Annotated in this window: 6 protein-coding genes; 2 read left to right on the plus strand and 4 right to left on the minus strand. The window is 62.5% G+C overall.

Annotated features, from left to right (window positions below; translation table 11 throughout):
* The first annotated feature begins 35 nt into the window (after positions 1 to 35).
* The gene (gene rpoD, locus QE494_RS17575) at positions 36 to 2,534 is read left to right on the plus strand and encodes an RNA polymerase sigma factor RpoD (protein ID WP_300045570.1); all 2,499 of its coding nucleotides are present in this window, start codon (positions 36 to 38) and stop codon (positions 2,532 to 2,534) included.
* A 296-nt stretch (positions 2,535 to 2,830) separates the two neighbouring features.
* The gene (locus QE494_RS17580) at positions 2,831 to 3,322 is read left to right on the plus strand and encodes a hypothetical protein (RefSeq protein ID WP_300045572.1); all 492 of its coding nucleotides are present in this window, start codon (positions 2,831 to 2,833) and stop codon (positions 3,320 to 3,322) included.
* A 44-nt stretch (positions 3,323 to 3,366) separates the two neighbouring features.
* Here the strand turns inward: QE494_RS17580 and QE494_RS17585 are convergent, their stop codons facing one another.
* The 4 genes from QE494_RS17585 to QE494_RS17600 all read right to left on the minus strand — a co-directional run.
* The gene (locus QE494_RS17585; protein ID WP_300045574.1) at positions 3,367 to 3,840 is read right to left on the minus strand and encodes a hypothetical protein; all 474 of its coding nucleotides are present in this window, start codon (positions 3,838 to 3,840) and stop codon (positions 3,367 to 3,369) included.
* Between the two features lie 124 nt (positions 3,841 to 3,964).
* Positions 3,965 to 4,975, minus strand: coding sequence for an aldo/keto reductase (locus tag QE494_RS17590; protein WP_300045576.1), 1,011 nt, complete (start codon positions 4,973 to 4,975; stop codon positions 3,965 to 3,967).
* Positions 4,976 to 5,045: 70 nt separating this feature from the next.
* Complete coding sequence (locus QE494_RS17595) at positions 5,046 to 5,993, minus strand: Gfo/Idh/MocA family oxidoreductase (protein ID WP_300045578.1); 948 nt, start codon at positions 5,991 to 5,993, stop codon at positions 5,046 to 5,048.
* The coding region (locus tag QE494_RS17600; RefSeq protein WP_300045581.1) for a class III extradiol dioxygenase subunit beta at positions 5,990 to 6,782 on the minus strand (793 nt) is incomplete at its 5' end. The genes QE494_RS17595 and QE494_RS17600, both read right to left, overlap by 4 nt.

The raw sequence follows: 6,782 nt of genomic DNA on the forward strand, positions 1-6,782 counted from the left end.
TTTTCTGCCGATCTTGAAGTACCGGAGTGCCTTGTATGCCCGCACAGAAGAAACCAGCAAAGCCCAGCAAGACTGCCTTGAAACCCGTTGCGAAGAAAGCGATCCAACCCGCTTCCGCCGCCAAGCCCGCCGCCAAGGCAGCCAGCAAAGCCTCGACCAAGGCTGAGCCCAAGGCTGCCCTGAAAGCGGGCGCGAAGGCGCCAGCCAAGCCAGCAACGAAAGCCCCCTCCGTGTCCGCTCCGAAATCCAGCACCAAGTCCGATAAGCCCGCCGATAAGCCCGCCAATAAGGCCTCAGCGAAGGTGGCCGTGAAGGCGGTCGCGAAACCCGCCGTGAAAGCCCCGGTCAAGGCAGTGAAGGCTGAGACTGAGCCGAAGAAAGCCGTCAAGGCCCCCGACGCTTCCGAAGAGGTCTTGAAGAAAAAGCCCGGCAGGCCGCCCAAGGCCGCCGCGGCCGAGTCTGAAGCCCCCGCCAAAGAGCCTGCCAAGCGCGGCCGTAAGCCCAAGGCCGCCGCGAAGGGAGCCGGCAAGGGGGCGGATATCGGCGAAGAAGACCTGACCGACATCGAAGCCGAATTTGCAGAAGAGCCCGCTGCAGAGACCACCGAAAAGGTCAAGCCGCTGCGTATGAAAATCAGCAAGGCCAAGGAGCGGGCCTTGATGAAGGAATTCGGTCTGGACGAGACCGTCCTCACCGAAGAGGAAATGCTCAAGCGCCGCCAGCGCCTGAAGACGCTGATCACGCTGGGCAAAACCCGCGGCTACCTGACCCATTCCGAGATCACCGACCACCTGCCCGAAAAGCTGATCGAGGCGGAGACCCTCGAAGCCGTGGTCACCATGCTCAATGACTTGGGTGTGGCGGTGTACGAGCAGACGCCCGACGCCGAGATGCTGCTGCTCAATAACACCACGCCGACGGCGGCCACGGCCGAGGAAGCGGAAGAGGAAGCAGAAGCCGCCCTCACGACGGTGGATAGCGAATTCGGCCGTACCACGGACCCGGTACGCATGTACATGCGCGAAATGGGCACGGTGGAACTGCTCACCCGCGAAGGCGAAATTGAAATCGCCAAGCGCATCGAGGGCGGCCTGATGGCCATGATGGAGGCCATCTCGGCCTCTCCCGCCACCATCGCTGAAATCCTGCGGCTGGCCGCCGAGATTCGCGAGGGTAAGGTTGTCATTTCGACCGTGGTGGACGGCTTCTCCAACCCGAATGAGGCCGACGACTATGTGGCCGAAGAAGATTTCGACGAGTTCGATGCCGACGATGATGACGACGGCAACGGCGGCTCCAAGGCCCTGACCAAAAAGCTCGAGGAGCTCAAGACCCAGGCTCTCGAGCGCTTCGACCGAATTGCCTCTCTGTTCGAGAAGGTCCACAAGATCTACGACAAGGAAGGCTACGGCACCCCGGCCTATGTGAAGGCACAGCAAGCCCTGTCTGAGGAGCTGATGACCATCCGCTTCACGGCCAAGACGATTGAAAAGCTGTGCGACATGGTGCGCACCCATGTCGACGATGTGCGCAAGAAAGAGCGTGAGCTGCGCCGCATCATCGTGGACAAGTGCGGCATGCCCCAAGACGTCTTCATCAAGGACTTCCCGCCCAACCTTCTCAACCTGAAATGGGTCGAAAAGCAAGCTGCTGCCGGCAAGCCCTGGAGCACGATCATTGCTCGCAACATCCCGCCCATTCAGGAACTGCAGCAAAAGCTCACGGACCTGCAGGTGAAGGTGGTGGTGCCACTGTCTGAACTCAAGGCGATCAACAAGCGGATGAACGAAGGCGAGGCCGCTTCGCGCGACGCCAAGAAGGAGATGATTGAGGCCAACCTGCGCCTGGTGATCTCCATCGCCAAGAAGTACACCAACCGCGGACTGCAGTTCCTCGACCTCATTCAAGAGGGCAACATTGGCCTCATGAAGGCGGTTGACAAGTTCGAATACCGCCGCGGCTACAAATTCTCGACCTATGCCACCTGGTGGATCCGCCAAGCCATCACCCGCTCGATCGCTGACCAAGCGCGCACCATCCGCATCCCGGTGCACATGATCGAGACGATCAACAAGATGAACCGCATCTCGCGCCAGCATTTGCAGGAGTTTGGCTTCGAGCCGGACGCCGGCATCCTGGCCGAGAAAATGGAGATTCCTGAGGACAAGATCCGCAAGATCATGAAGATCGCCAAGGAGCCGATCTCGATGGAAACACCCATCGGGGACGACGACGACAGCCACCTGGGCGACTTCATCGAGGACACCAACAACACCGCCCCCATCGAAGCGGCCATGCAAGCCGGCCTGCGCGACGTGGTCAAGGACATTCTCGACAGCCTCACCCCGCGCGAGGCCAAGGTGCTGCGCATGCGTTTCGGCATCGAGATGTCCACCGACCACACGCTGGAAGAAGTGGGCAAGCAGTTCGACGTGACCCGAGAGCGAATCCGCCAGATCGAAGCCAAGGCGCTGCGCAAGCTCAAGCACCCGAGCCGCAGCGACAAGCTGCGCTCGTTCATCGACTCGCTTTGAACAAGGCAGGGGGCTTCAGGCCCTGTCCATCAGGGAAGGGCCAGCAGATGCTGGCCCTTTTTTTTTGAACATGCTTGCCAAGTCGATCGGTCTTGCCGCGACCGGGGTCGCGGGGGCTCGTTGGTTTTATCCGCGCTGGGCTCGACACCGCGCTTGATATTGCCACTGAACATTCCGGGGGCTAAAGGGTTCAGCCGTTGACGCAAGCCGGCAGGTGAGCAATCATCACGAATCAATTGAATTCTTAAGTTTGACACCCAAGGATGCGGCCGGCGCATCCCAACAAGGGGGAAAGCGTGGAAGCAAAAGTTATGCGTATCGCCATCCTGTTGGCGGCCATCACCCTGGCGGGGTGCACAACGGTCGATGACTTCCGAAAGATGTCTGCACAAGACCGTGCAACCCGCGTGTGTGACCGGGACCCGACGGTACGCAGCCTGCGGGCCAGCAGGCAGTCCTACCTGGCGGGCATCCAATCTGCCCAAGAGGCTCTGGGCCGTGGGTACCGTATTCACCGGCAGTGCCAAATGGTCGATGTGCCCACAGGCAAGCAGAGCATCTGCGAAAAGCGCGGTGAGCAGACGATCTGCAAGGAGGCCAGTACCACACGCAAGGAAGAGCGCTGCAAAGAAACGCCGGTCGCCATCCAGGCAGACAACGAAAGGCGCAACGTCGCCGAGTGGAGCGCCGCCGTGGCGGGCCTCGATACCCAGATCCGGGGCAGCTACGACCTGTGCTACGACCGCGTCTTCCACATGACGCCAGAGCAGGCCTTCAAGCTGTACTGAGGGGTCGCGCCCGGGGTGACAGACAGCCAACCCCTCCTGCGCCCTCATTCGACCGATGGTGCTGGAGGATTCGAGGCTGAAGACCCGGGCTGCGTCGGCCCGCCAACCCTGGCGCTTGCGGCAAGTGCCAGGCTGATGCGCTCCCCGGTCACGTGATAACCGCGGTCTGCGGCATGGCGGCTGGCGGCCCGAAGCAGGAGGCCGGGCATACGCTCGACAATCTGATGCTCCTTCTCGGCCAGCTCAAAGCATTGGGCCTCGGCCTCTAGGGCGGCCAATGTGCGGGGGCGGCGGTCGCCCTCCGCAAGCAAGTCCTCGAGTGTGGCGAGCGCCTGCCGGGACAGAGGCGAGTCACCCTCGTCCGGCGAAAGCGCCAGGCTGAGCAGCCCTTCGATCGCGTCTGCGTCGCCGGACTCCGCCGCACGAACGAGGTCTGCAAAGGCGACGCGGCGCCTGCCGCGTAACCAGGGGCGCTGGCTGCGGGTCGGGAACAGACGGGTGGCGCGCAAGCCGTGCATGGAGGTGGCGGAAATATGCGTGACGAGAACGTGCGTGGCTGGAAGGTAGGCGCGAACAGGATCTGGGCGTGCCGCCCATGGGTCACGCCGACACCCGCGAGGTTCCCGGCAGCACCGGGTGGGCTCACTCAGCCGGGAACTGCTCGGTATCTACTTCCGACTGCGACCGTTCCGCGTACCGCGGCCCGGACACCGTGCGGTGATTGATACAGGCGCCAGCACGCGCCAGCAGGTCCGGCGAGACGCTGATGTCGGCCGCCCGCAAATTCTCGAGCAAGTGGTCAACGCGCCTAGTGCCAGGGATCGGAATGATGTCCGGGCCCTGCGCCAGCAGCCAGGCCAGTGACAACTGGGACGGGGTACAGCCGGCCTCCTGAGCGATAGCGCGGAATGCCCGCAACAGCTCCAGGTTGGTCGGAAAGTGGCTGGGGGTAAAGCGCGGCATGGCCCGACGGATGTCGTTGGCCTCCAAGGCCTCCACATCGGGCACACCATCGGCCAGGAAGCCGCGCCCCACGGGACTGAAGGCGACAAAAGCCACGCCCAACTCCCGGCAGGCTTGCAGGATGGCGATCTCGGCCTCCCGGGCCCACAACGAATACTCGGTCTGTACCGCAGCGATGGGATGCACCGCATGGGCCCGGCGCAGGGTGGCGGCGGAAACCTCCGACAGGCCCAGCGTGCGCAACTTGCCCTCCTCCACCATACGGCTCAACTCGCCTACGCTGTCTTCGATCGGCACCTTCTTGTCCCACCGGTGCAGGTAGTACAGGTCAATCACGTCTGTCTGCAAACGGCGCAGGCTGTCCTCGCAATAACGCCGAAGTGTTTCCGGGCGTCCGTCGATGCCGCGCACCACCTTGCCCTGGGCGTCCGGAAAGCCGCCGAGCCCCCCTTTGCTGGCCAGGGTGAACTTCTGCCGATGCGCCTTGAGGGTCTTCCCCACCAGGGTTTCGTTCGCACCAAAGCCATAGAGGGCGGCGGTATCGAACAGGGTGACACCGGCATCCAGGGCCGTGAGCAACACGCGCGCGGCATCCTCCTCGGACGGCGGAGCGCCGTAGGCGTGTGAGAGGTTCATGCAGCCCAGGCCAATGGCGCTGACTTCAAACGGGCCGATCTTGCGGGTTTTCATGCGTATCTCCAGAAATGGAAAAAGCCCGCGTCGCTACCGCGACTGCGGGCCTTGATTATTGCCGTGTCACTCAGGCAAGTTGCTGCTCGAGTTGATGCAGAACCTCATAGCAAGGCAGCACCTGGGCCACACTCGAATTAGGCTCACGACCTTCGCGGATGGCGGCGATGAACTCGCGGTCTTGCAGCTCGATGCCGTTCATCGACACGTCCACTTGGGAGACGTCAATCTTCTCCTCCTTGCCGTTGACCAAATCGTCATAGCGGGCGATGTAGGTGCCGGTATCGCCGATGTAGCGGAAGAAGGTGCCCAAGGGGCCGTCGTTGTTGAACGACAGCGACAGGGTGCAGATGGCGCCGTTGGCGGCCTTGAGCTGGATGCTCATATCCATCGCAATGCCCAGCGCCGGGTGAATCGGGCCCTGCACCGCATTGGCCTTCACGATCGGGCTGCGCGCCTGGTAGGCGAACAAGTCCACCGTGTGAGCGGCGTGGTGCCACAGCAGGTGGTCGGTCCAGGAACGGGCCTGGCCCAGCGCGTTCATGTTCGTGCGGCGGAAAAAGAAGGTCTGCACGTCCATCTGCTGAATATTGAATTCACCGGCGACGATCTTGTTGCGAACCCACTGGTGACTCGGGTTGAAGCGGCGGGTGTGGCCGCACATGGCCACCAAACCGGTCTGCTTTTGCATCGCGTCGACCGACTGGGCGCCCGCGAGGCTGTCGGCAAGAGGGATCTCCATCTGCACATGCTTGCCAGCCTTCATGCAGGCGACCGACTGCTCGGCGTGCATCTGGGTAGGCGTGCACAGGATGACAGCGTCCACTTCCTTGATCGCCAGGGTGTCGGCGAGGTTCGTGGTGACATGGCCGATACCGTACTTGTCGGCGACTTCCTGGGTCTTGCCGAGTTCACGGCCGATCAGGGAGACCACCTCCACATCCGCGATGTTTTTCAGGCCATCGAGGTGCTTGATGCCGAATGCACCGGCACCGGCCAGGGCGATTTTCAAAGTCATTTCTGTTCCTCCAGAACAAGGTGGCCCACCGCCGTGTTGGAAGCGGGCACATGGTAGAAGCGGTGAAGGGGCTTGGGCGGCTTGCCGCCGGCCAGGTCGGCCATCGCGCCGCGGGCAATCAGCCACATCACCAGCTCGATGCCCTCCGACCCGGCTTCCCGCACATAGTCAATGTGCGGTACGGCGGCCTGGCCCTCGGGGTCAGCGATGAGGCGGTCGAGGAAGGCATTGTCGAACACCTTGTTGATCAAACCGGCACGCGGGCCCTGGAGCTGGTGGCTCATGCCGCCCGTGCCCCAGATCTGCACGTTCAGGTCCTCGTCGAAGGACTCGATGGCCTTACGCAGCGCCTTGCCCAGGTTCAAGCAGCGTTGGCCCGAGGGCACCGGGTACTGCACCACGTTCACCGCAAAGGGAATGATCTTGCAGGGCCAGGCTTCGGGCTGGCCGAACATCAGCGACAAAGGTACCGTGAGGCCATGGTCCACATCCATCTTGTTGACGATGGTGAGGTCAAAGTCTTGCTGAATGACCGACTGCGCAATGTGCGCAGCCAGCTCCGGATGGCCATGGACCTGGGGTACCGGGCGCGGGCCCCAGCCCTCGTCGGCCGGCGTGAACTCGGCGGCCGTACCGATGGCGAACGTCGGAATGAAGTCCAGGCTAAAGGCCGTGGCGTGGTCGTTGTAGACCAAGAAGACCACATCGGGCTTTTGGGCCTTTTCCCACTGCTTGACGAACTCGTAGCCCTTGAAGACCGGCTGCCAATAGTCTTCGTGGGTCTTGCCC

The organism is Ramlibacter sp. (assembly GCF_029866045.1).
Classification (GTDB): domain Bacteria; phylum Pseudomonadota; class Gammaproteobacteria; order Burkholderiales; family Burkholderiaceae_C; genus Ramlibacter.

Coding starts and splice junctions, on each gene's coding strand:
- rpoD (WP_300045570.1), top strand. CDS start 36: ATGCCCGCACAGAAGAAACCAGCAAAGCCCAGCAAGACTGCCTTGAAA.
- QE494_RS17585 (WP_300045574.1), bottom strand. CDS start 3,840: ATGCACGGCTTGCGCGCCACCCGTCTGTTCCCGACCCGCAGCCAGCGC.
- QE494_RS17590 (WP_300045576.1), bottom strand. CDS start 4,975: ATGAAAACCCGCAAGATCGGCCCGTTTGAAGTCAGCGCCATTGGCCTG.
- QE494_RS17595 (WP_300045578.1), bottom strand. CDS start 5,993: ATGACTTTGAAAATCGCCCTGGCCGGTGCCGGTGCATTCGGCATCAAG.